Source organism: Peribacillus sp. B65, assembly GCF_058513295.1.
In genome coordinates this window covers 636,689-660,036 of the sequence record NZ_CP195840.1, presented here as the reverse complement: position 1 = coordinate 660,036, position 23,348 = coordinate 636,689, and the positions used below count along the sequence as shown (strand labels likewise).

Here is a 23,348-nt window from a genome sequence, read left to right as displayed (position 1 = left end):
CTTGCACCTGCGGGGTCTCCCTTGGACGCGCTTTTCCCGCAGGAGTCTCGACACCCGCTCCAATCAACTTTGTTATAACATTAAGTCAGAAACCATACCTGAGGAGTTGAAGGTGTTGCTTTGCGGGTCAGTTAGGCCCGGTACATCATATAATTAAAAATACGTTTTCCGAACTCCTTTTGACTACTAACTGTAATATATGTTTTCCTTCAAATATTCTATTAGCAAGTACTAGTGGCGCAGAGAAAAGTCTATACGACACCTCACCTTGAAGCCTGAATTCAGTATATCCTGCAAACAAAACCCAGCCTCTAAAGTGGCTGGGTTTTGTTTAAAGCTTCTCGCTGGTGGAGCGGTGTTTTGTTTCTTTTTTATTTCTTTCTTCTTGTTGTTCATATTTAATTTCATCAATTGGTAAATCATCAATGGGCATGACCACTTGATCACGTTCCAGCTGTTTTTCCTGATTTTTCTTGAAGGCCTTGGATTTATCATTACGCTCCTCAAGATACTTTTCTTTATCTTTATTATCCAATGTCAATCCCTCCATCTCTTTGTATCTCTATTTCCCCTTATTGAGAAAATAAAACGTATAAGCGAAATATATGTGATCCCATTTCATAAATATAAGGAGAACAGGAAAGTGCAAGGAGGGTTTGTTCAGTGAATTTCGCCGTCTTTTTTCGCTGGTTTTGGAGGGGGCTTCTCCTTTTAGTCATAGTAATCGTCATTCCCTATTCATGGGCTTTGATTTTAGCGTTGCTCACCGCCATTCTTTTGGATGGATTGGTCCGCATGATTGGTGAAACGGCAAAGCTGCATCGTTTTTGGGCAGTATTGATTTCATTTGTTTTATATGTAGGCGGGCTTATGAGCATCACTTATTTTTCCTTTTCGGTATTAATCAAGAAGGTCATTGTCTATTCGGAAGAATTTCCCGGTTTCATACGTGAAGTGTATTTGACGGCAATATTGCCAGTCATTAGGCAATGGGAAAGATATTCCCAAACTTTACCGCCAAATCTCATTCAATCAATAGAACAAACGATGGAAAAGGGAGTCATGGCTCTGGAGGGGTTCACAGAGGGCTTTGTTCAGGATATGGTTCAATTCGTTACACTCATTCCGGGTTTTTTCATTGACTTTTTAATTTACTTAATCGCTTTATTCTTATTTAGTCTTGAATTGCCAAAGTTAAGAAAAAAGGCAGTCCTTTATTTGAAGACATCCACCTATCAAAAGATTTCGCTAGTTTATCAAGATTTAAGTATGGCAGCCGTAGGCTTCATCAAGGCACAAATCACGTTGAGTTTAATAACGTTCATCATGGCTTATGGAGGACTATGGTTGTTAGAAGTGAAGTATACGATTCCGTTGGCACTCTTAATAGTAGTTGTGGATATTCTTCCTATCTTGGGGACGGGATCTGTACTGGTTCCTTGGGCAGTTATCGTCTGGGCTCAAGGAAACCATCATCTAGGTATTGGCCTCATCATCCTATTCCTGGTCATTACCATCATAAGAAGGACAATCGAACCAAAAATCTATTCAGCAAATATGGGGTTGAGCCCATTGGCATCGTTGATCAGTCTTTACTTAGGGTTTAAGATGCTTGGCTTCATTGGGCTTTTCCTTGGACCTTCGATACTGATTGTTTATGATACGTTAAAGAGGGCAGGTGTCATCAAAACCAATTTCAAAATATGAAAGATTATTAGATGTTTTTTGCCTGATTTCTTAAATTTGACATATCTTTTACCGCTTTACCTTGACCGTTGCAATGATTGCAGTCCCGGGAAAAGAATTGCAGAAAACGGGTTTTCCCTTTCCCTTTGCAGTGCTGGCAAATGGTTATGAGTTTCATGATTCCTCACTCCTTCAAAAAGTATCGCTTTTTTAACAGTATGAAACAATTAAGGTAGAACTATACTTCATGTAATCATTCAATGTTAAAACAGCAGGTTTTATATAATATGTATTTATTTTATTTCATGTACCAGTTGAAAAAAATAACCCCCGATCCTATTGTCTTTTAGGAACGGGGGTTATTATCATGAAACGATTTCGGTTTGTGATATGATCGGGAATTCTTTTACTTCGCTTACGACTTTTACTTGTTTATATATTTCAATATAACGAATATGGTGATCTTCCATTTCCTTTATCTTAAAGTTATAAGGACCGTAAGTCAGGATATCACCTTGTTTGGCCTCGTAATTCTCGGTAAGGATCCATCCGCCCATCGTATCAATATCTTCATCATTGATATCCAATCCAAGTAAGTCATTCACTTCGCTGACCAATACCTTGGCATCGATGATGTAGTGATCTTCTTTTAATTTACGGACATCGGGCACTTCATCCAGGTCGAACTCATCGCGGATATCGCCAACGATTTCTTCAAGGATATCTTCAACGGTCACCAACCCTGACGTACCGCCGTATTCGTCCATGAGGATAGCCATGTGAATCCGTTCCTTTTGCATTTTTAAAAGTAAATCGTGAATGGGGATACTGTCAATGACACGGATGATCGGACGAATATATCGGTCGATCGTTGACGCAGCCTGATTGTTCTTATCTATCATTTCAGTGAATAGCTCTTTGATATTGACCATTCCGATAACATGATCCTTATCACCGTCAATGACAGGATATCGTGTAAAGTTCTCTTCCGCCATAACAGTGAAAAACTGCTGGATCGTATCTTCTTTGGATACCGTTGCAATTTCTGTACGTGGAACCATGATTTCTTTTGCAATCCGATCATCGAATTCAAAAATTTTATTCACATATTTAAACTCTGATTGGTTAATTTCGCCACTTTTGTAGCTTTCGGAAACAATGATACGCAGCTCTTCTTCTGTATGAGCCAAATCATGTTCGGAAACTGCTTTTAATCCTAGCATTCTTGTAAGCGACCTTGCAGAGCCATTCAGTACCCAAATGAAAGGATACATGACTTTGTTAAAGGCAATTAAAGGTTTCGAAACCAATAATGTTACTTGCTCCGCTTTTTGAATCGCCAATGTTTTCGGTGCCAATTCTCCAACAACGACATGTATGAACGTAATGAAAGAAAAGGCAATTGCAACTGAGAGTAAATGTGAAGCCGACTCCGGAAGATTTAATTGATTTAAAAGTGGTCGCAAAATGTTTTCAACTGTCGGTTCCCCAAGGAATCCAAGCCCTAGAGCTGTAACGGTAATTCCGAGCTGACAAGTTGAGAGGTATTCATCCAGGTTGGAGATGACCTTCTTTGCTGAAATAGCATTCCTCGTTCCTTCTTCAATTAATTGATCGACCCTCGTGCTTCTCACTTTAACAATCGCAAACTCCGTAGCTACAAAAAATGCTGTTAAAGCAATTAAAATGGCAATAAGAACCAAGTTTATTATGTCCAAATAGTCTCCCTTAACTCGCCTTCGAGACGAATAAGGAGTACACCTCCTACATTTTTAAAATATACAAGTATATTTTTTTTCCGTGCTGAATATTTTTGGGATTACTTCAAAATGGCTGTGGTAATAGATGTGCAGCCGCTTGAACTCCCATTTCTTTTAGTGATGAAGAGAATAATAGTATATGCCGATTAGCGATGCGTAGACGGGAAATAGAAGAATTTCTGTCTGAAGGAGTGCAGCCATTTTCCAAAAGGATGCACATATCCGTTACGCAAAGCAGCTTCCGTCCGTCAAAACGAACATTCTTTAATGCCCCATCAAATCACCTCATTCTAATTAATTTAAATACTTTCATTATAGAAAGAGTTAATCATTCAGTCAAACAGCTTACGGCACCTTAAATCCGGTAAATTGCTTGTAAAGGATCAGTTTGAGCTAATAATTAGCTGTTTTTGACTGTTTTCTCTACTTTATTGTAACATATTATAGAATATTCAGAAAACTAAGGGCCGTTTCATAAAAAATTCGTCAGTTACATTATTTTTTGGATGGTACAAACATATTCTATAGAAACCAAGACAAGTTTTAAATGAAGATTAAAGGGGGTTGCAGCCATGAAAATCATGGAAAGGATGGCAGCGATCATTGCTGGCAGCATGCTGGTAGGTGTGGGAATCAATTTTTTTCTGATACCTTATCATTTATTGGATGGTGGCATGATAGGGATTGGGCTGATTTTTCATTACTATATAGGACTTCCTACCGGACTGGGTGTGATTTTAAGCAGCATTCCATTATATATATATGCTTGGTATTTTGAAAAAAAATTATTTCTGAACAGCTTGCATGGCTTGCTTTTTTCCTCTTTATGCATCGACATTTTTTCCGACGCTGTCACAGGATGGAGTCTTCCCATTTATGTAAGTGCGATAATCGGGGGAGGGTTGATTGGACTTGGAATCGGCTTGATGCTTCGGTATGGGACTTCTACAGGCGGAACGGATATGCTGGCACAGATCCTTTCCAGGAAAAGTGGACTCAATGTAGGGCTGCTGATTTTTTTCATTGATGGATGCGTATTGCTTTGCGGATTGAGCGTTGTGGGGACTTCAATCTTTTTATATTCATTTTTAACGATCATTGCGGTAGCCATGCTGACTTCAGTCACCGTGATGCGGACGATTTAGTTTTGATTTATGTATAAAAATCTGAAAAATGGAAAGGATGGGCAATATGAAAAGGACAGATTTTTAGTCTAATAAATAGTAAAGGGAAGTTCATATGAAAAAACTTTATATGTGTACTGCATTGTTAGTTATGCTAGCTGGGTGTCAAGAGGCTGAAATGCCAGAGGATAAAGAAGTGAACAGTGCTGTTCCAGAATCGATGGATGCATCAATTGTCATTAAAGGGAAAGTGGAGCCTGGAAAAGAAGTCATTCTTGAAACGACAGTGAAACAGGGAAGCCAATTGGTGAATGAAGCTGATGAGGTACTGTTTGAAGTGAGAAAGTCCGGACAGGATAAACGGGAAATGCTTGAAGCGAAGAATACTGGAAGTGGAATGTATCAAGTGATGCATACTTTTGAAGAACAAGGCAAATATATTGTAGTCTCCCATGTAACGGCTAAAGGCCTTCATGTAATGCCTGAAAAAGAAGTTGTCGTTCCTGAACATGAAAGTGAAGGTGCATCGGTTCATCCTAGTACGGATGTATCCATCGAGTTTCAAAGTAACCCTGTAAAGGCAGGAAAAAGTTCAAACTTTGAAGCGACCGTTGAATTGAATGGGAAACCACTGACAAATGCAGATGTGAATTTCGAGGTCTGGAAGGAAGGCAGCGAAGAGAGTCATTTCACCAAAGCTGAAGAAGATGGAAATGGAACATATCTAAATAAGGTATCTTTCGAAGAATCGGGAACCTATAAGGTGCAGGTACATGTTGAAAAAGACGAAGTGCATGAACATCAACTGCAAACGATTCAAGTCAATTGATTGTTTTTTGATCCCATCGTTTAAACAGGTTTCATCTCTTCGTTAAATGGGAAGTTAAAGGATAACGGTACAGCAGAAAGGGAGGGTAAGCATGAATAATCAAAAAATCAACAAGTATAAAAATCTCGGGATTCATATCGAAAAAACGAAATCACGCCAAGAGATTTTCACTAATGTTTCACAAAATGATTCATCCTTACTCACCACAGCTGTTTTTTCTCAATTTTCCCAAAAACGGGAGCTAAAAGAATATTGATGCAATGAGACCGGAGTACATATCAGCTGGTCTTTTTTTGTGCATTCCAAAATGTGATGTATTGTGAAGCTGGTATGAAAAATCGAATAGAACCTCATGAGCTGAAATAGGATAGAAGGACAAACAATTTGAAATTAGCGGTAAGGGGAGTCCGATAGCATGATATCACAGCTTATTATGACAATATTGAATTGGTTTGCGGAAATGGGGTATATGGGGATTTTATTGGGGCTGATGGTTGAAATCATCCCGAGTGAGCTTGTTCTCGGATACGGTGGTTATGTCGTCGGCCTGGGGAAAATGAATTTTTGGGGAGCTGTTCTTGCAGGAGTGGCAGGCGGGACGATGGCACAGCTATTTCTCTATTGGGCTGGTTATTATGGAGGACGGCCCTTTCTCTTGAAGTATGGAAAATATATATTAATTAAAGAAAATCATATTGTACATGCTGAGGAATGGTTTCAAAGGTATGGCGTAGGCGTGATTTTTACGGCTCGGTTCATTCCAGTGGTTCGCCATGCCATTTCCATCCCTGCCGGAATTGCGAGGATGTCCATATGGAAGTTTATATTTTATACGGTTGCGGCTGTCATACCTTGGACCATCTTGTTTCTGACCTTAGGGCGGATCCTCGGCGAGAATTGGCAGCAAATCCGGGAAATAACGGAACCTTATCTCATTCCGGCTGCTGGTTTTTCCTTTATCTTTATCATGCTGTATATTCTATGGAAAAAAAAGAGTACACCTCCAATCGTAACGGTCAAAAAAATGGGACGGTTTCCCGATAAATGAACAATCGAAAAAACAGCCACGTAAAATCACCTTTTACGTGGCTGTTTTTAATCATTATCCTTGGGTAAGGTCTTCTTCCAGAGGAAGCTGAATGACCTTTTTTGTCACCTCGATAGAACGAATGGCGTGATCTTCCATTTCAATCACTTTAAAGCAGAAGCCGTCTTTTTCCATGATGTCCCCTACCTTCACATCATAATTTTCAGTAAGGACCCATCCGCCTATCGTATCGACATCATCTTCTTCTAAGTGAATGCCAAGTAAATCATTCACTTCCTTTACAAGAAGTTTAGAATCTAAAATATAATGGCCATCTTTAATTTTCCTGATCGAGGCAACTTCATCGATATCGAATTCATCACGAATTTCGCCAACGATTTCCTCGAGGATATCCTCGACTGTGACAAGTCCTGAAGTCCCGCCGTATTCATCCATCAAAATAGCCATATGAATGCGTTCTTTTTGCATTTTTAACAGCAAATCGTGAATCGGGATATTTTCCATTACCCGAATGATCGGACGAGCGTAATTTTCTATCGCTTTGATATGGATTTCCCGATTCTTTATAAGATCCGAGAAAACTTCCTTTAAGTTCACTAAGCCGATGACATGGTCTTTATCACCTTCGACAACAGGATATCGAGTGTATTTTTCCAATTTGGCGACATCGACGAATTCCTGAACCGTATCATCTTTGGATATGGTCATGATTTCCGTCCTAGGAACCATGATTTCTTTGGCAACACGATCATCGAATTCAAAGATGTTGTTTACATATTTAAATTCCGACTGGTTGATCTCTCCGCTTTTATAGCTATCTGATAGGATGAAACGCAATTCTTCTTCCGTATGGGCTATTTCGCTTTCGGATGCTGGCTTGAAGCCAAATAAACCGACAACTAATCGGGAAGAATGATTCAAGGCCCAGATGAAGGGAAAGGCTATCTTATGGAAAAATATCAGCGGGCTGGCAATTGCCAAGGCCACTTGCTCAGCCTTTTGGATGGCAACCGTCTTTGGAGCCAATTCACCTACAACCACATTCAGGAACGTAATCAGGGAAAATGAAATGACGAATGTCAGAATGCTTGTGACTTCTTGAGGGAAATTCAAGGCATTGAATAATGGACCAACCAATTTTAGGACGGTCGGCTGTCCAAGCCACCCCAATCCAAGGGCAGTAACGGTAATACCAAGCTGTGTCGCGGATAGGTACTCATCAAGATCGGATGTAACCTTCTTAGCCGCAATGGCTTTTTTATTTCCCTCTTCAATCAATTGATCGATCCTGGAGCTGCGAACCCTTATGATCGAAAATTCAGAAGCTACAAAAAAGGCCGTTAAAGCGATTAAAATAATGACGAATAAAAAACTTAATATGTCCAATTAGTGTGGGACTTAATTGAATCGCAAAACGATTTAATTATCCCAGTCACCTCCCAAAACCAATAATGAATGAAATGATATTTAGTGTATAAAATGTTAGATGAAAAATAAGTCTTGTCTATCTTGTATGAAAATTATGCTGGTTTATATTTTCAATCTATAGGATCATTCACCTCGATTAGTAGTGGAACCTACCTATTAGTATAAGTAACTGGACGTCAATCAGTCAAAAATTTCACACTAAAAACCTAAGTAAAAAAGGTTGTTTATCCATTATTTAGTTTTCAATTGTATGGAAAAGGTCGTTAGGAAATCGGTAGAGTGACAGGTTAAGGTTCCATGATGCTTTAAGACGATTTCTTTACAGACGAATAATCCCAATCCCGTTCCCCTTTTTTTGGTGGTGATGAATGGTTCAAAAATATTCGGCAAAACGTCGTCAGGTATCTTCGGCCCGTTGTTCGATATATTTAAAGTAAGAATGCCGGGTGGTGATTCAGAGCCTGAAATGTAAATGGATGGGGAAGGCATCCCTGCAACCACATCAAGAGCATTTAAAATAATATTAAGTAAAACCTGACGGAATTCTTCTTTAGAACCGGAAATTACGGCATCCTCGGCAATATTACAAGTAATGGAAGCATTTACTTCCAAGATGCTTGGATATAGAAATTCGATTACCTCATTCACAAGCTGAGCAATTGAAAATAGATCAGGAGGTGATGTTGAAGTTTCCTTTTTGGAAATATTAAGGAATTGTGTGATCCGGTAATTGAGCTGATCCAATTCCTTTGAAATGATATCAAGGTATTTTATTTCAGGCTGTTCTGCCTGTAACAATTGTATGAATCCCATGATGGAAGTCAGTGGATTTCTGAATTCATGGACAAAACTTGAGGTCATTTGGCCAAGTAGCGTCAAACGGTCTTTATGGTTTGGGCTTATGAATTGATAGCGTTCTTCAAGTTCCATCGTTTTCAATTCGGTATAATGGGATAATGCAAAATGAATGAGTTTATCGAAGCAAACGATTATTTGCTTAATTAGATCCGATATTTCTACTTTGGGTGCTTCGGAATTCAATACGTGCTCAATGATGATGGATCTCCCGATGGTTGCAGTGGAAAAGAAATTTTCCATATCCAATTGCTTATTAACTCGTTCAGACGCAATTTTTTCCCCTACGACCTTCAGTACATCGCCTATTTCAGTATCCGATTTTCCAAGCTGATCCATTAGCAGATTAAAAATATTTTCCACTTCTCCTTTAAAATACCCTAGATATCCGTCAGGTAAATGCAGCAACTCATCTTTCCATTTGGAAATGATGCTGGTTTTTTGAGAAGATAAAAAGTGAATGGTCATTTCTCGATTAGATACCATTTTGCCCTCCATACTGTAGGAAAATGAATTTACTTTTGACCCAGAAAGTGCTTTATTAGAATAAAATTACAAAATATCAAAATAATTACATGTTGTTTTCATGATAACAGATTACTGTTCTTTTAACATGTGTCAATTGGATAAATATTCGGCAATCAATCAATAAATACCTTTTTTTGACACAGTTTTATTACAGTAATTACAGGAATTAATAACAAAAAAAGGTATCCGTAAAGTTAATGACGGTTACCTTTTTTATGAAATGCATATGGTTCGATATGAACGATCACATGCTGAATATTATATTCCTTCAAAAGATTCTCTTCGATTTTAACCGTAATATCATGACCTTGAATGACGGTCAAAAGGGGGTTAACGTGAACGGTAGTTTCGAGCAGGATTTCACTTCCGTGCATCCGGGCTTTAATTTCACTCATTTCTTTAACACCTTCTGTCAAAATAATGGTTTTTCCGATCTTTTGCAGGAGCTGCTCGTCGAAACCGTCGGTTAAAGAGATGGAGGCATCACGAAAGATATCCCAGGCTGTTTTACAGATAATGATCCCCACGACTGCTGCAGCTATCGCATCCAGCCAAGGGATTCCCATCTTGGTGCCGATGATTCCAATGAAAGCACCAACACTGACAAGGGCATCGGATCGATTATCCTGTGCGACGGCATAGATGGAAGAGCTGTTGATCTTTTTACTTAGAGATAAGTTATAACGGTAGATTCCGTACATGAAGATTGCAGAGAATAGAGCTACATAGCCGGTCAGCATACTGGGAACGGTTGTTGAATCTTGGTGAAAGAAGGATTCAATGGCACTGAATACAACCTGGAGGCCCACGGTGATCATGATGAAGGCAGCTACCAACGAGGCTACGGTTTCCGCCCGTAAATGACCATATGAATGATTATCATCGGGAGGTCTCTTTGAAATTTTTAAACCGATCAATACGGCTATGGAAGCGATGATGTCAGTCGTATTATTTAAACCATCAGCCCAAAGCCCTTTGGAATCTCCAAAATAACCGAATGACAATTTAAGAGCAGACAAGAATATGTAAGCGGCGATGCTTATGTACGCACCTTTTTCAGCTGAAATCGAATGTTTATCCATGTCCATTCCCTCCCCAATGTAAATTAGGCTTAATAAAGATACCAAATCAAACCTTAGTGAGTCTATAGAAAAATTGTCGTATTTAGCCATCTAACATGGTTAATAGCAGGTGTATTGAAGGTCTGTAAAGAAGTTGGATAAACGAAAGAATATCGCCAAAAAATGGGAACGGCGATTTTTGATGATATGTGCATTTTCTTTAATTGTAATATTCTAACCGATGATCGAAAATTAAATACTTACAAAGGGGAGCCAAATAGGCTGAGAGTGAACAGTTAGAACTGGTGCAGGGATGTGGTTTTGGATACAAACAATACATGTATTACTGAAAAATCCAACAAAAAGTCCGGATTCTATAAGAAACCGGACTTTTTCGAAGTATGAACAACTAGTGTGAACCGGCTCAATTTTCATTTTGCAATGAATACCGAACAGGGTGCGTTTTTCAAAATGGAACTACTTGTACTGCCAAGGAAGAACTTTTCCAAACCGCTTTTAGCGCTATTGCCGACTACGATAAGATCAGCTGAAGTTCTTGCTGCAAAGTCACATACGCTATCTGGCGCATATCCTTCCAATAGTTCGAATTTTCCCTTGACTTGACATTCACTTAACAATCTCAACGTATTACTTTCTGCGTTCTGAATACTATTCTCGATGGCGGAAGGGGTGTCATTTACCTTTTGATTTCGTGGCTGATCAACTTCAACAACAGGATGTGTCTGGACTGGATCTACATAAAATCCGGCAGCAGGTACGAACCCTGGAGCAGAGGCGTCTCCCACGATACGCTGTTCAACTTTATCATTTAGGACATGAACTACGGTCAACTCGGCTTTTGGAAAGGCCTTTTTCAATGTTGCTCCATATTCGACAGCCCGTTTACTCTCTTCGTTTCCATCAAAAGCGACGACAATATGCTTTAAGTCCTTCATTAATATCATCTCTCCCCTTTTTAAGACCTTAAAGGTGTTATACCCACTTTTAAATGGCTTCACGCCTTTAATCTGTATATAGACTGCCATTTACGGGTAAAGGATAGATACGAGCATAGTTAAAATGGTAGGATGAAATCTGGTCCTTAAGTAAGTTGTCATGCTCAGACCATGAAGAAATATCATCAAGGGTGCCGATATCCGAGTATAGTGCCACATGAAAAGGGCGCCTAGCTTCGGCCTTTTATTCAATCGACGAGTTATCTTTAATAAAAAGGGTAAAATATTTTTAATGAAACATGTCGCAGATGGGAAAATGGGGGTACAAATGAGAGGGTTAGTGAAGTTAGGTCTAATTATAATATTGGTGATTGTGGTTTTAGGCGCCGGTTCACTGTTGTATTTCAGGCAGGGTGCTGATATAAGTCATCTTGAAAATAAGCTTCAGCAACCGACAGGGATCTATGATTTGGATGGGAATCTTGCCAGTACGATCACGGCAAATAAATCCGAAGGTGTTGCGATAGATGAAATACCGGAACATATGAAACAAGCGGTGGTTTCCATTGAGGATCACCGTTTTTATGAACATCACGGCATAGATTATCAAGGAATTATGCGGGCTTTGGTTAAAAATGCAAAGGCTGGAAGTGTTGTTGAAGGCGGGAGCACGCTCACCCAGCAGCTTGTGAAAATCACGATGCTGGAATCGGATCGAACACTGAAGAGGAAGATAGGAGAGTTTTTTCTAGCCCAGGAAGTTGAAAATCAGTATACAAAAGATGAAATACTGGAAATGTATTTGAATCAAGTTTATTTTGGCCATGGGGCATGGGGAATCAAAAAGGCTGCAAATATTTATTTTTCCAAAGAGGTCTCTGAATTGACCGTTGCCGAGGGCGCATTGCTGGCGGGAGTCATTAACTTGCCATCCAAACTTGATCCATACAAGAATTTAGACGGGGCAGTGAAGCGGCGCGATTTGGTTCTTTCGAGAATGGCGGAACATGGTTATTTAACGAAAGATGAAGAAGCAGCTGCAAAAAAAGATGCGGTGACACTTCTTATGGGGGAGAAGGAAACCGATCCATTAAGAGGTAAATATCCCTATTATGTCGATCATGTTTTATCGGAAGCATCGAGTAAATATGGAATAAAGCTTGAGGAGCTGCTTTCAAAGGGCTATAAAATTTACACGACTCTGGACCAATCCATGCAGCAGGCTACAGAAACCGTGTATGAGAATGCAGCCAATTTTCCAGCTGGAACGAGTACAGAAGAACTGGTTCAAAGCGGGTCTGTCCTCCTTGATCCTGAAACCGGCGGCATAAAAGCACTTGTCGGCGGGAGAGGTGAACATCAATTCATGGGATATAATCGGGCCACCCAGCTGACAAGGTCTCCTGGATCATCCATTAAACCGCTTGTCGTTTACACGCCAGCTGTTGAAGAGGGATATGATATCACTGACCCTTTAAAGGATGAAAAAATGAGCTTCGGTGAATATGAGCCAACAAATCTGAGTGGTGAATATAAAGGAGAAGTCCCTATGTATGAAGCGGTGATGAATTCCTTGAATGTACCGACGGTTTGGCTATTGAATGAGATTGGCATCGATAAGGGGCTTGATTCACTTAAGCGGTTTGGAATTCCATATGAAAAGGATGATCGAAACCTGTCGATCGCTTTAGGAGGGATGAAAAAAGGTGTTTCCCCGCTGCAGATGGCAGGAGCCTTTTCAGCTTTTGCCAACGAAGGGGAACGGATGGAGACCCATGCCATTGTAAGAATAGAAAATGCCGATGGAAAAGAGGTTGCCGCCTGGAAAGAGAAGAGCACCAAGGTGACCTCAGTAGGCGCCGTCGATAAAATGAATGCCATGCTGCTTGGAACAGTGGAATATGGCACAGCGAAAAACGCCGCAGTATCAGGTTATGAAATAGCAGGTAAAACAGGCTCCACACAAGTTCCCATCGAAGGAATATCAGGGGTTAAAGATCAATGGTTCATCGGTTATTCACCTTCGCTGGTCGGTGCTGTATGGGCTGGATATGATAAGACCGACGAAAATCATTATCTAACGACACACAGCAGTCAGGGAAGTGCACTCATCTTCCAAAAAATAATGGCGCAAGCTTTACAGAATCAAGCGGCTCAATCTTTTAAAGCTCAGGATATCGGACCGCTAATAGCTGAACAGCAGGCACATATAGCTGAGCAACAGGAGAAGGAAGAAGAGGACAAAAGGAGACAATATTGGATTGATAAAGGAAATGAGATTAGGGAAGGTTTGAATAAATGGAGGGACTGGGAGGTTCCATGGTGATTCTCAGGTAAGGGAGTTTAAATAAAATTAACAAACTGAGACTGTCAATCATTTGACAGTCTCAGTTTGTCGACGAAAGGGAGCGGATTTAATACGTGGCTCCGAAGTCTGAATAATCCGTGAACGGCCGAATAAAAAACGGGTAGGGTCGAATAAATCCGAGAAGGGTCGAATAAATCCGAGAAGGGTCGAATAAAGAGCGGGTAAGGTCGAATAAATCCGAGAACGGTCGAATAAAGAGCGGGTAAGGCCGAATAAATCTGTGAACCGCCCAAAAAAGCTCAGGATAAAATCAACTGGAACGTTTTTAAAATAAAAAAACTGCAGGCAAACTCGCGTTTGGCTACAGTTCTTCATTTATTTTAAAAAATTAGATTTGCTATTATGCCGATTACGACAATTGCGCCTATCACCATTAAAATGGTTCTCATTTTTATACACCCTCTTCATAACGTAGTCGGAATCATTTAAATATTAACGGTTTGGTTCGATTGGAAACCGAATGAACTTTCATCATTTTCTTTACAAATAGCCTGTACTTTTTCTAGCATGGCATGTACATTCTCGCCTTCAAGGATGACTTTCATGGTTGCACACTCTTGAAGAATGAGCACAAAGGATACGAAAGTCGAAAGTTTCTTGGCATCGACCAATTTATGGTTGCAGATAAAATATATATTCCCTTTAAATTCTTTTGTAACTTGATATAGGTTCATGATTTGTCGCATGGATAATCTTTTATTTGTTTTAATGTCAGAAGAAATCACTTTATTCATGTCGTTTGCTCCTTTTGTTTTTATACTTTTGGAAAAGCATAATCAAGATGTCAATTCGGCTACAACTTTTAAAAAATGAACAAGTATGTTTGGTCTTTTTTATGTAATTGTTAGCTGGTCATGTTGTATATTTACCCGGGTAAAAGATTTTGAAACCTATTTGAAAATTTGTATTTTTTGAAGGGAGAAGGAGAATGCTCACACTTATTAAAAATGGGGAGCTATATGGTCCGGAATATATGGGCCAAAAAGATATCCTCTTGGTTGGGAAGCAAATTGGATTCATCGAGGACAAGATTGAGGTACCTGACAATTTCGTTGAATTGGAGGTGATTGATGCGGATGGCCAAATCGTGGCTCCGGGTTTTATAGATGGTCACGTACATATTATCGGCGGAGGCGGGGAAGGCGGCTTTAAAACGAGGACTCCTGAAATCCAATTAACAGATGCCACTTTAGCAGGTATAACGACATTGGTAGGGGTCATCGGAACAGATGGAACGACAAGGACGATGCCCGCACTGCTTGCTAAAGCGAGGGCGCTTGAAGAAGAGGGAATTAGCTGCTTCGTTCAGACTGGTTCCTATCAAGTTCCAGTCAAGACGTTAACAGGTAATATCGAAGATGATTTGATTCTTGTCGATAAAATTATCGGTGTTGGCGAGATAGCCATTGCCGATCATCGTTCCTCGCAGCCGACTGCAGCTGAGCTGGCTAAACTGGCCTCTCAGGCGCGTAATGGAGGTCTGCTGTCCGGGAAATGCGGTATCGTCAACATTCATGTCGGGGACAGTCTAGATCATTTGCATATAATTGAGGAAGTTGTCGAGACAACGGAAATACCGATCACTCAGTTCTATCCTACACATATAAACCGAAATCCGCATTTATTCAATGCAGGGGTGGAATATGCAAAAAAAGGGGGGTATATCGATTTTACGACAAGTACGATCGAGAAGTTCCTTGAAGAAGGGGAGGTCAAAGCAAGTACAGCAATAAAAAGGGCACTGGAAGAAGGGGTTGAAATCGGGCAGATTACCATAACTTCAGATGGACAAGCCAGCCTGCCTGACTTCGATGGAAGCGGCAACCTGCGGGGTTTGAACATTGGTACATGCATGTCCTTATATGATTGTGTTGTCGATGCGGTCCTCGAGGATGGAGTGACAATTGCCGATGCCATACGAGTTGCGACGGCAAACCCGGCAAACATTTTAAAACTTTCTGCAAAGGGTCAGCTTGCGGTAGGTAAGGACGCCGATATCATCATATTGAAGAAACAAACTTTAGAAATAAAAAGTGTTATCGCGATGGGGCAAATCATGGTCAAGGATGGTGAAGCAGTCGTGAAAGGAACATTTGAAAAATAGATCTTTCTAATTTTGGGTGCTATTTCGGTGCGAGTTCTACCCCATTTATCCTGAATTGCAAAAAGGGGTAACATTGATCTAATTTCGGATTTCTGAAAGAGGGAATGTGTAATGATTTCCACTCCAGGCACTCACTTACCGCGGGCGGTCCGGGATCCTTCTCGGCGCTCGCCTGCGGGGTCTCCCTCGACGCGCTTTTTCCCGCAGGAGTCTCGAACACCCGCTCCAATCAACTGGAACTTCTTTTTTAAGAACTATTGTATGGAAACTGGCTCTTCTCCAATTCGTCTAGAGTCTGGCGGCTCCATCAATTTTTTTTGACAAAAGGAGTTTCGGATTTCTCGACCTGAACCAAGATTAAAAAGTAAATTCGATTATCCTTCATCTTTTTTACTATAATCCTCATTGGATTGAAGAAATTTGCGACACTCCTGCCGAATAACTGGCTAGCCAAGACCCTACAGGCGCTTGCGTCGAGGAGGCTTGGCAGAAAGTCGGCGGAAAGGGAGCGGATTTCAGAAATCAACTGGAATATTCCATTAGAAAAAAACGTATGCAACTGGATTTTTCCTTGGAGTTTGTATACAGTCTAAGACCCTTAATTATATAATGGGTCTTTTTTTGTGCTGGATACTTTTTGGATGAGGTCGTGAATAAATCGAGCATATCACAATTTGTAGATAATAAATGAAATTTACCCATTGAATGTTCTCATTTTCAAAATGAAGGTGAAGTATCAGAAAACATATTCTAAATAAAGGCAATATACGAAAAATTCATTCTATTTAACATATTATTAAAAACTTGGATGTATTATCCTTTTATATAAGGAAATGTATTTTATGAAACAGCATTTAATCACAGACATAGAGACCAATAAAACATTTTGGGCTGTTATTTCATGACTGTTCAAAACCTTGGTAAGTTTGCGAATCAAATCTATCTTAAGGGGAGAAATGAAATGGAAAAGACGGGAAACCCAATAATGAAAGCGCATTCAGATGGAACTGAGCCGGAAATGTTTCGTGTATTGACTCCTGAAGGGGAAATCATTGAAACGATTGATGGAAAAATCGATAAATCACTTATGTTAAAGATGTATGAGAGCATGCTCCTGCTCAGAACATTTGACCGAAAATCAATTAATCTTCAGCGCCAAGGCAGGATTGGGACATATGCACCATTCGAAGGACAGGAAGCATCACAGGTAGGAAGCGCTTTAGCATTGTCGGCAGGGGATTGGATGTTTCCCACATACCGTGATCATGGAGCTGCAATCATTCATGGTCAGGAATTATACCGTGTCTTCCTATACTGGATGGCACATTTTGACGGCTCAATTTGTCCAGAAGGAAAAAGGATTATGCCTCCAAGTGTTCCCATTGCCACTCAAATGGTTCATGCAGTTGGTACGGCTTGGGCAAGTAAGCTTAAAGGCGAACAGAATGTTAGCATTGCTTATTTTGGTGATGGTGCCACTTCAGAAGGGGACTTTCATGAGGCACTGAATTTTGCTGGCGTTTATAAAACCCCGACAATCTTTTTCTGCCAAAATAATGGTTACGCAATCAGTGTACCTTTTGAAAAGCAATCGGCATCCAAAACGATATCCCAGCGGGCTGCTGCTTATGACATCCATGGGGTGCGGGTGGATGGAAATGATATTTTTGCAGTATGGATGACTGTAAAAGATGCTGTCGAAAGAGCGCTTAAAGGGGAAGGGCCTACATTGATTGAAGCCATTACCTTTCGCTATGGCGCCCATACTACTGCAGACAATCCGAACATATATCGCGATCAGGACGAAATTTCAACGTTCTGGAGGGAAAACCGCGATCCCATAACACGTCTTAGAAAGTATTTGGATAAAGAGGGTCACTGGAATGAAGAGCAGGAGGAATTGGTGATAAAACAATTCAACGAACTGATCGATGCTCACCTTCAAAGAGCAGAAGGGTATCCAAAATCCGACCCGCTCGAAATGTTTAACCATGTATATGCAAAGGAGTCATGGCATCTAAAGGAACAGAAGCAGGAATTGAATCAAATCTTAAGGAAAGGCGGGAAGAAATAATGGGCAAAAATTTAACGATGCTCCAGGCTATTACGGAAGCGCTGGACCAAATGCTGGGTCATGATGATCGCGTGATGATCTTGGGTGAGGATATTGGAGTTAATGGCGGGGTTTTTCGGTCAACGGAAGGGCTTTATGAGAAGTATGGAAAAGATCGAGTTGTCGATACGCCATTAGCTGAATCTGGAATCATCGGCTCTGCCATTGGTTTAGCCCTTAACGGAATGCTGCCCATAGTGGAGATCCAGTTTCTCGCCTTTATTTATCCTGGATTCGAGCAACTCGTTTCCCATGCTGCCCGTATGAGGTATCGTACCCGTGGGCAATTTGGGGTGCCCCTCGTAATCCGTACTCCATATGGTGCCGGAATCAGGGGTCCTGAACTTCATTCCGAAAGTGTCGAAACCTTCTTTGCCCATACTCCGGGTTTAAAGGTGGTTGCACCCAGTAATCCATATGACGCAAAAGGGCTGCTCATTTCAGCGCTCGAAGATCCAGATCCGGTGATTTTTTTGGAACCGACAAAATTGTATCGGGCCTTTAAGGAAGAAGTTCCCGACGAAATGTACCGAATACCCATCGGTCAAGCAAAAGTGGTCCAGGAGGGAAGCGACCTGACCATTTTTGCATGGGGGGCCATGTTAAGGGAGGCATTGAATGCCGCGAAAAAGATTGAAGCGGAAAAAGGCTGGAAATGTGAAGTGGTCGATCTTAGAACTTTATACCCCCTGGATAGGGATACGATCGTGCAATCCATTAAAAAGACAGGTCGTGCATTAATCGTCCATGAAGCCCATAAGACTGCCGGATTAGGTGCGGAGATCATCTCCATCATTAATGATGAAGCTCTTATTTACCTGAAAGCGCCGATTAAGCGTGTAACTGGATTTGATGTTCCGGTTCCGCCGTTTACAATAGAAGATCATTATTTACCGACTGTTGACCGTGTAAAACAAGGAATAGTCGAAACGATATCATTTTAATTGTGATTAAGGGAGAAGGAGGATGACACATGATGGAATTTAAACTTCCTGATGTAGGGGAAGGGATGCATGAAGGGGAAATTATCCAATGGCTCATCAAAGAGGGGGATGCGGTAAAACAGGATCAACCCATTGTTGAGGTGCAAACGGATAAAGTCAATGCTGAATTGACTGCTCCCGCACCGGGAGTGGTCAAGAAGATATTTTTTTCCGAAGGGGATATCGTGGAAGTGGGAACCACAATATTCACAATTCAGGAAGAGAACGATATGTCAGTTCAGGATACAGTCATTATTGAAGAAGAAAACCATGCCGTGCAATCTAGCGATGTAAAAGTGAATGCAGAGCATATTACGACTAAACAGCATCATGAGACATTGCGTGCGCTGGCAACACCATTCGTGCGTCAATTGGCGAGGGAAATGAAGATTGATATCGAGAAGGTTAAAGGCTCCGGTCCAGCTGGGCGAATTACCGAAAGTGACTTGAAACAGTTTAAAGAAAATAATTCGTTTACACGGGAAAAAGCCAAACAGCTTGAGGACAGGATTGTTCAAGATATGGCCCCGATGAAGGATGCCATCCAGGCAAAAGGTTTGGAAAATGAGCGGGAAGAGCGGATTCCGCTTAAAGGCATTCGTAAAAAAATCGCTGAACATATGGTAAAGTCGGTTTCAACCATTCCTCATGTAACCCATGTAGATGAATTGGAAATGGACCGATTGAAGGAATTTAAAAATCAATTAAAGGAGTACTCCGATGATAAGGATATTAAATTGACTTTTTTGCCATTTTTCGTTAAAGCGATTGTCATCGCCTTAAAGGAGTTCAAAACACTAAACGCTTCAATTGATGAAAGAACCAATGAAATCATCCTGAAAAATTATTATCACATTGGGATTGCGACGAATACAAACGAGGGTCTCATTGTACCAGTCATAAAAAATGCCGATCAAAAAACCATTTTCCAACTGGCTGATGAAATCAAGCGATTGGCAGCCCAAGCCCGTGAAGGGAAGCTGAACATAGATCAAATCACAGGCAGTACATTTACCATCAGCAATGTAGGACCGATCGGAGGGATGCACGCGACCCCGATCATTAACTATCCGGAAGCGGCCATATTAGCTTTGCATAAAATGGAACATCGCATGGTCGTTCGCGATTTGGAAGGTGTTATCCGTTTAATGATGAATATGTCACTTTCTTTCGACCATCGTTTGATTGATGGGGTAACAGCGGTGCATTTTACCAATAGAATTAAGGAATTGCTGGAAAATCCAATTCGTTTAGTTGTGGAGATGAGATAAATGGTAGTTGGGGAAGTTGCTGTAGAGACGGATGTTGTAATCATGGGAGGAGGTCCGGGAGGATATGCTGCGGCTATCCGTCTCGGCCAGTTAGGAAAATCAGTCGTGCTTGTTGAAAAAGATAAGCTGGGCGGGGTATGCCTTAATCGGGGCTGTATACCATCAAAGGCATTAATTCACGCAGCAAATCAATACCAAAGTCTTAATGATTTAGGGAAAATGGGAATCCGGCTGCCTCAGGAAAGCACGACTATGGACTTGGGGGTTTGGCAGGATTGGAAAGCGGGCATCACATCTCAATTGAGGCAAGGTATTGCCCATTTGTGTAAGGAAAATGGAGTGACGGTGGTTAAAGGTCAAGCAACCTTTTTATCTGATGACCGCATTGGAGTCGAAACCGATGGCGATTTCGAAACCTATAAGTTTGAGCAGGCAATTATTGCGACGGGGTCCAGGCCTTTCATTCCATCCTTCATTAAAGTCGATGGAGAATATATATTGGATTCGACATCATCTTTGCAGCTGCAGGAAGTTCCTTCAAGCTTGTCAATCATTGGCGGAGGATATATCGGAATCGAATTGGGTATGGCATTTGCAAAGCTAGGTACTAAAGTGACCATCATTGAAATGGCCAATCGCATACTCCCCCAAGTTGCTGAAAACTTGGTAAAGGAAGTCACAAGGAATGCCAAGAAGCTTGGGATGAAAATCAAAACCTCCTCGAGTGTAGAAAACGCGACAGTAGTGAATGGCCAAGTACATCTTCATGTGTCCTCGGAAGAACAGGGGACGGAAGTGGTCGTGAGCGAAAAGACCCTGGTTACAATTGGCAGGATACCTAACACTGAAGAAATTGGCCTGAATCGGGCTGGAGTTACGGTTGGCGAGAAAGGCCATATAGCAGTGGATATGGAATGCCGTACAAATGTGCCGCACATCTTTGCCATCGGTGATACTACACCTGGTCCGGCTCTTGCCCATCGAGCATCCAAACAGGGAATCGTGGCAGCTGAAGTGATAGGGGGGCTGCCAAGTGCCGTAGACTCACCATATGTTCCATATGTAATCTTCTCGGAACCACAAATAGCTGGTGTTGGTTTAAGCCGTGAAGAAGCTGAACAACAGGGTTACAGCGTCAAGGTCGGCAAATTTCCGTTCAGTGCCAACGGAAGGGCGCTTGCAACGAATGAAACGGAGGGATTTGCTGAAGTGATCGTGGATGCTAATAGCCACATATTGCTCGGGATGCATATGGTAGGTGCTGATGCTTCCAACCTTATAGGTGAAGGGGTCCTTGCCCTTGAACTGGCGGCTCGGGTCGAGGATATTGCCCTCAGCATGCATCCTCATCCAACTTTGACCGAGGGGTGGATGGAAGCGGCTGAGGCAGTTTTGGGACATGCGATTCACATCGTAAATAAATAACATAACTGGAATATGTATCATGGGGATTACCGATGTAGTCCCCGATTAGAATGTTTCATTTTAATAGAGTCAGAAACCCGGTCATTGGTCCCCGTAAGGCAAGGCTATCAGCAAGTCACTCCATTTCGAAAATCTGACCGGCGTTTGACAATACGGGAGCCATATTAGCCTGCAATGATTCCTCTTGTAAAACCATCAGCTTATTGATATCATTTTTACTTTGGGGAAGTATGAGAAGAGTTTTCAAGGAAGGCTTTGCTTTCTTCCACTCCTAAACCATAACGGTTGATGAGATAACTTATCTATTCGCCATTCAACGATTGAAATGGGTTTAATTTTTTATATGAGAAAATTATGGAATGAAGGAGGCAAATGTAATGGAGTCAAATGGTGGGTCACTGCAAAAGAAATTATTGCCACGGCATATTAGCATGATGGCAATGGGAGGGGCTATAGGTACTGGGATTTTTAAAGGAAGTGCCGAAACCATATCGTTAGCAGGGCCAGGAGTTATATTCACTTATATTTTTGCAGGATTATTACTGCTTGTAGTCATGGGTGCTATAGCAGAAATGGCGATTGTCTATCCAAATACGAATATGAAGGGTTTCGTACAGAAAGCATTCGGTAAGCGCTTTTCCTTCATCGTAGGCTGGATGTATTGTTTCATGTGGCTGTCCGTATGTGTCATTGAGGTAGTGGTGGCAGGAAGCTTCTTGCAATATTGGCTCCCGGCTATCCCTCTATGGGTATTAAGTTTAGGGTGTGCGGCTTTCATAATTGGGATTAACATGATGAATGTCAAAAATTATGGTGAATTCGAATTTTGGTTTGCTGGCATTAAAATTACAATGATCATCTTATTCATCATATTGGGAGCCTGTATTTTATTTGGAGTGATCCCAAGCGGCGGATCTAATTATCTGCAAAACTTCACAGGGCATGGAGGATTTTTCCCAAATGGATGGATGTCCATCTTTTCGGCATTACTGATCGTCATGTTCTCCTATGGCGGTTCCGAGTTAATAGGGGTGACAGTAACCGAAGCAAAGGATGCAGAACGCATTTTACCTAAGGTCATTAAAAACTATATTTGGAGAGTCGTTTTATTCTTCACCTTACCGATCCTTGTAATCTGCGGTTTGATTCCTTGGAACGAAATTAGCGACCAGGCAAGTCCGTTTGTACAAGTTTTGTCAATGTCAGGTTTTCAGGGATCTGCACATATCATGAATTTCATTTTGATTACGGCAGTCTTATCAGCCGCTAACTCTGGAATATATGGGTGTACCCGAATGCTGCATTCTTTAGCTGCAGAAGGGGAAGCTCCCAAGTCATTCTCTTATGTATCAAAAAATGGCGTTCCTTTGTATAGTTTGATATTAAGTGCAGTTGTATTGGTCGTCGGCTCCATGATTACTTTCGTTGCACAGGACCAGGCATTTACTCTATTAATGGCTTTTCCGGGCTTTGTAGTATCACTTGTATGGATCAGCATCTGTTTAGCGCAGCTAAAACTTCGCAATTCTTATCCCAAGGCTCCGAGTTTTAAATTGTGGGGCTTTCCATATGTAACCTTGTTTACTGTAATCACCTTAAGCATCATTTGTGTCACGTTCGTGTTCAGTGAACAGAATCGGATCAGTATCATTGCTTGCCTGATTGTGTTGGCTGCATTAATCTCGATTTCGATTTTTAAATTTAAAAGTGTGGATGCACAGGAAACACCTATAATAGAAAAGGATATTGCTAAATAAATTCACGTAAAAGATACGGCATGGGCAAAGGCGTCCATGTCGTATCTTTCAT

Annotated in this window: 19 protein-coding genes; 12 read left to right on the top strand and 7 right to left on the bottom strand. The window is 41.1% G+C overall.

The genetic code is table 11. The features are described from left to right. Positions 1 to 331: 331 nt before the first annotated feature. On the bottom strand, positions 332 to 535 hold the full coding sequence (locus ACSR9O_RS03310; protein ID WP_101224447.1) for a YczO family protein: 204 nt from the start codon (positions 533 to 535) through the stop codon (positions 332 to 334). A gap of 128 nt (positions 536 to 663) precedes the next feature. On the opposite strand from ACSR9O_RS03310, the gene ytvI reads away from it, so the two are divergent. Then, positions 664 to 1,707 (top strand): sporulation integral membrane protein YtvI, encoded by a 1,044-nt coding sequence (gene ytvI, locus ACSR9O_RS03305; RefSeq protein WP_260356853.1) that lies wholly within the window; start codon positions 664 to 666, stop codon positions 1,705 to 1,707. 344 nt (positions 1,708 to 2,051) lie between these two features. On the opposite strand, the gene ACSR9O_RS03300 is transcribed toward ytvI, so the two are convergent. Then, positions 2,052 to 3,404 (bottom strand): hemolysin family protein, encoded by a 1,353-nt coding sequence (locus ACSR9O_RS03300; protein WP_260356854.1) that lies wholly within the window; start codon positions 3,402 to 3,404, stop codon positions 2,052 to 2,054. Positions 3,405 to 4,018: 614 nt separating this feature from the next. On the opposite strand from ACSR9O_RS03300, the gene ACSR9O_RS03295 reads away from it, so the two are divergent. The 4 genes from ACSR9O_RS03295 to uptA all read left to right on the top strand — a co-directional run bounded on the left by ACSR9O_RS03295 (position 4,019) and on the right by uptA (position 6,447). Further along, entirely contained in the window at positions 4,019 to 4,591 is a 573-nt protein-coding gene (locus ACSR9O_RS03295) for a YitT family protein (protein WP_311735918.1), read from the top strand. A gap of 94 nt (positions 4,592 to 4,685) precedes the next feature. Then, positions 4,686 to 5,399 (top strand): FixH family protein, encoded by a 714-nt coding sequence (locus ACSR9O_RS03290; protein WP_101224241.1) that lies wholly within the window; start codon positions 4,686 to 4,688, stop codon positions 5,397 to 5,399. A 91-nt stretch (positions 5,400 to 5,490) separates the two neighbouring features. Further along, on the top strand, positions 5,491 to 5,655 hold the full coding sequence (locus ACSR9O_RS03285; RefSeq protein WP_157831095.1) for a hypothetical protein: 165 nt from the start codon (positions 5,491 to 5,493) through the stop codon (positions 5,653 to 5,655). A gap of 162 nt (positions 5,656 to 5,817) precedes the next feature. Continuing rightward, positions 5,818 to 6,447, top strand: a complete 630-nt coding sequence (uptA, locus tag ACSR9O_RS03280; protein WP_427575044.1) for an undecaprenyl phosphate transporter UptA — start codon at positions 5,818 to 5,820, stop codon at positions 6,445 to 6,447. A gap of 54 nt (positions 6,448 to 6,501) precedes the next feature. Here uptA and ACSR9O_RS03275 read toward each other — a convergent pair whose 3' ends face one another. From ACSR9O_RS03275 to ACSR9O_RS03260, 4 genes are all read right to left on the bottom strand, one after another. After that, complete coding sequence (locus ACSR9O_RS03275) at positions 6,502 to 7,833, bottom strand: hemolysin family protein (protein WP_491723910.1); 1,332 nt, start codon at positions 7,831 to 7,833, stop codon at positions 6,502 to 6,504. A 273-nt stretch (positions 7,834 to 8,106) separates the two neighbouring features. Then, positions 8,107 to 9,216: a histidine kinase N-terminal domain-containing protein gene (locus ACSR9O_RS03270; protein WP_491723909.1), complete on the bottom strand. Its 1,110-nt coding sequence runs from the start codon at positions 9,214 to 9,216 to the stop codon at positions 8,107 to 8,109. 236 nt (positions 9,217 to 9,452) lie between these two features. Further along, positions 9,453 to 10,340 carry a cation diffusion facilitator family transporter gene (locus ACSR9O_RS03265; RefSeq protein ID WP_402941120.1) on the bottom strand — a complete coding sequence of 296 codons (888 nt, stop codon included), beginning with the start codon at positions 10,338 to 10,340 and terminating at the stop codon, positions 9,453 to 9,455. A gap of 410 nt (positions 10,341 to 10,750) precedes the next feature. Then, positions 10,751 to 11,365: a universal stress protein gene (locus ACSR9O_RS03260; protein WP_491723908.1), complete on the bottom strand. Its 615-nt coding sequence runs from the start codon at positions 11,363 to 11,365 to the stop codon at positions 10,751 to 10,753. Positions 11,366 to 11,567: 202 nt separating this feature from the next. On the opposite strand from ACSR9O_RS03260, the gene ACSR9O_RS03255 reads away from it, so the two are divergent. After that, positions 11,568 to 13,601, top strand: coding sequence for a transglycosylase domain-containing protein (locus ACSR9O_RS03255; RefSeq protein WP_491723907.1), 2,034 nt, complete (start codon positions 11,568 to 11,570; stop codon positions 13,599 to 13,601). Between the two features lie 467 nt (positions 13,602 to 14,068). Here ACSR9O_RS03255 and ACSR9O_RS03250 read toward each other — a convergent pair whose 3' ends face one another. Continuing rightward, complete coding sequence (locus ACSR9O_RS03250; protein ID WP_098372549.1) at positions 14,069 to 14,377, bottom strand: hypothetical protein; 309 nt, start codon at positions 14,375 to 14,377, stop codon at positions 14,069 to 14,071. 194 nt (positions 14,378 to 14,571) lie between these two features. Here ACSR9O_RS03250 and iadA point away from each other — a divergent pair, with 194 nt between their 5' ends. The 6 genes from iadA (at position 14,572) to ACSR9O_RS03220 (ending at position 23,296) form a co-directional block, all read left to right on the top strand. Next, positions 14,572 to 15,747 carry a beta-aspartyl-peptidase gene (gene iadA, locus ACSR9O_RS03245; RefSeq protein WP_491723906.1) on the top strand — a complete coding sequence of 392 codons (1,176 nt, stop codon included), beginning with the start codon at positions 14,572 to 14,574 and terminating at the stop codon, positions 15,745 to 15,747. 985 nt (positions 15,748 to 16,732) lie between these two features. Further along, positions 16,733 to 17,821, top strand: coding sequence for a pyruvate dehydrogenase (acetyl-transferring) E1 component subunit alpha (gene pdhA, locus ACSR9O_RS03240; protein WP_491725439.1), 1,089 nt, complete (start codon positions 16,733 to 16,735; stop codon positions 17,819 to 17,821). After that, positions 17,821 to 18,804, top strand: coding sequence for an alpha-ketoacid dehydrogenase subunit beta (locus ACSR9O_RS03235; RefSeq protein WP_101224443.1), 984 nt, complete (start codon positions 17,821 to 17,823; stop codon positions 18,802 to 18,804). The genes pdhA and ACSR9O_RS03235 overlap by 1 nt, the downstream gene beginning before the upstream one ends. Before the next feature lie 29 nt (positions 18,805 to 18,833). After that, positions 18,834 to 20,114 carry a dihydrolipoamide acetyltransferase family protein gene (locus ACSR9O_RS03230; protein ID WP_491723905.1) on the top strand — a complete coding sequence of 427 codons (1,281 nt, stop codon included), beginning with the start codon at positions 18,834 to 18,836 and terminating at the stop codon, positions 20,112 to 20,114. Further along, positions 20,115 to 21,539 (top strand): dihydrolipoyl dehydrogenase, encoded by a 1,425-nt coding sequence (gene lpdA / locus ACSR9O_RS03225; RefSeq protein WP_230177308.1) that lies wholly within the window; start codon positions 20,115 to 20,117, stop codon positions 21,537 to 21,539. It begins immediately after the preceding gene. Between the two features lie 377 nt (positions 21,540 to 21,916). Then, positions 21,917 to 23,296, top strand: a complete 1,380-nt coding sequence (locus ACSR9O_RS03220) for an amino acid permease (RefSeq protein WP_101224231.1) — start codon at positions 21,917 to 21,919, stop codon at positions 23,294 to 23,296. Positions 23,297 to 23,348: the final 52 nt, after the last annotated feature.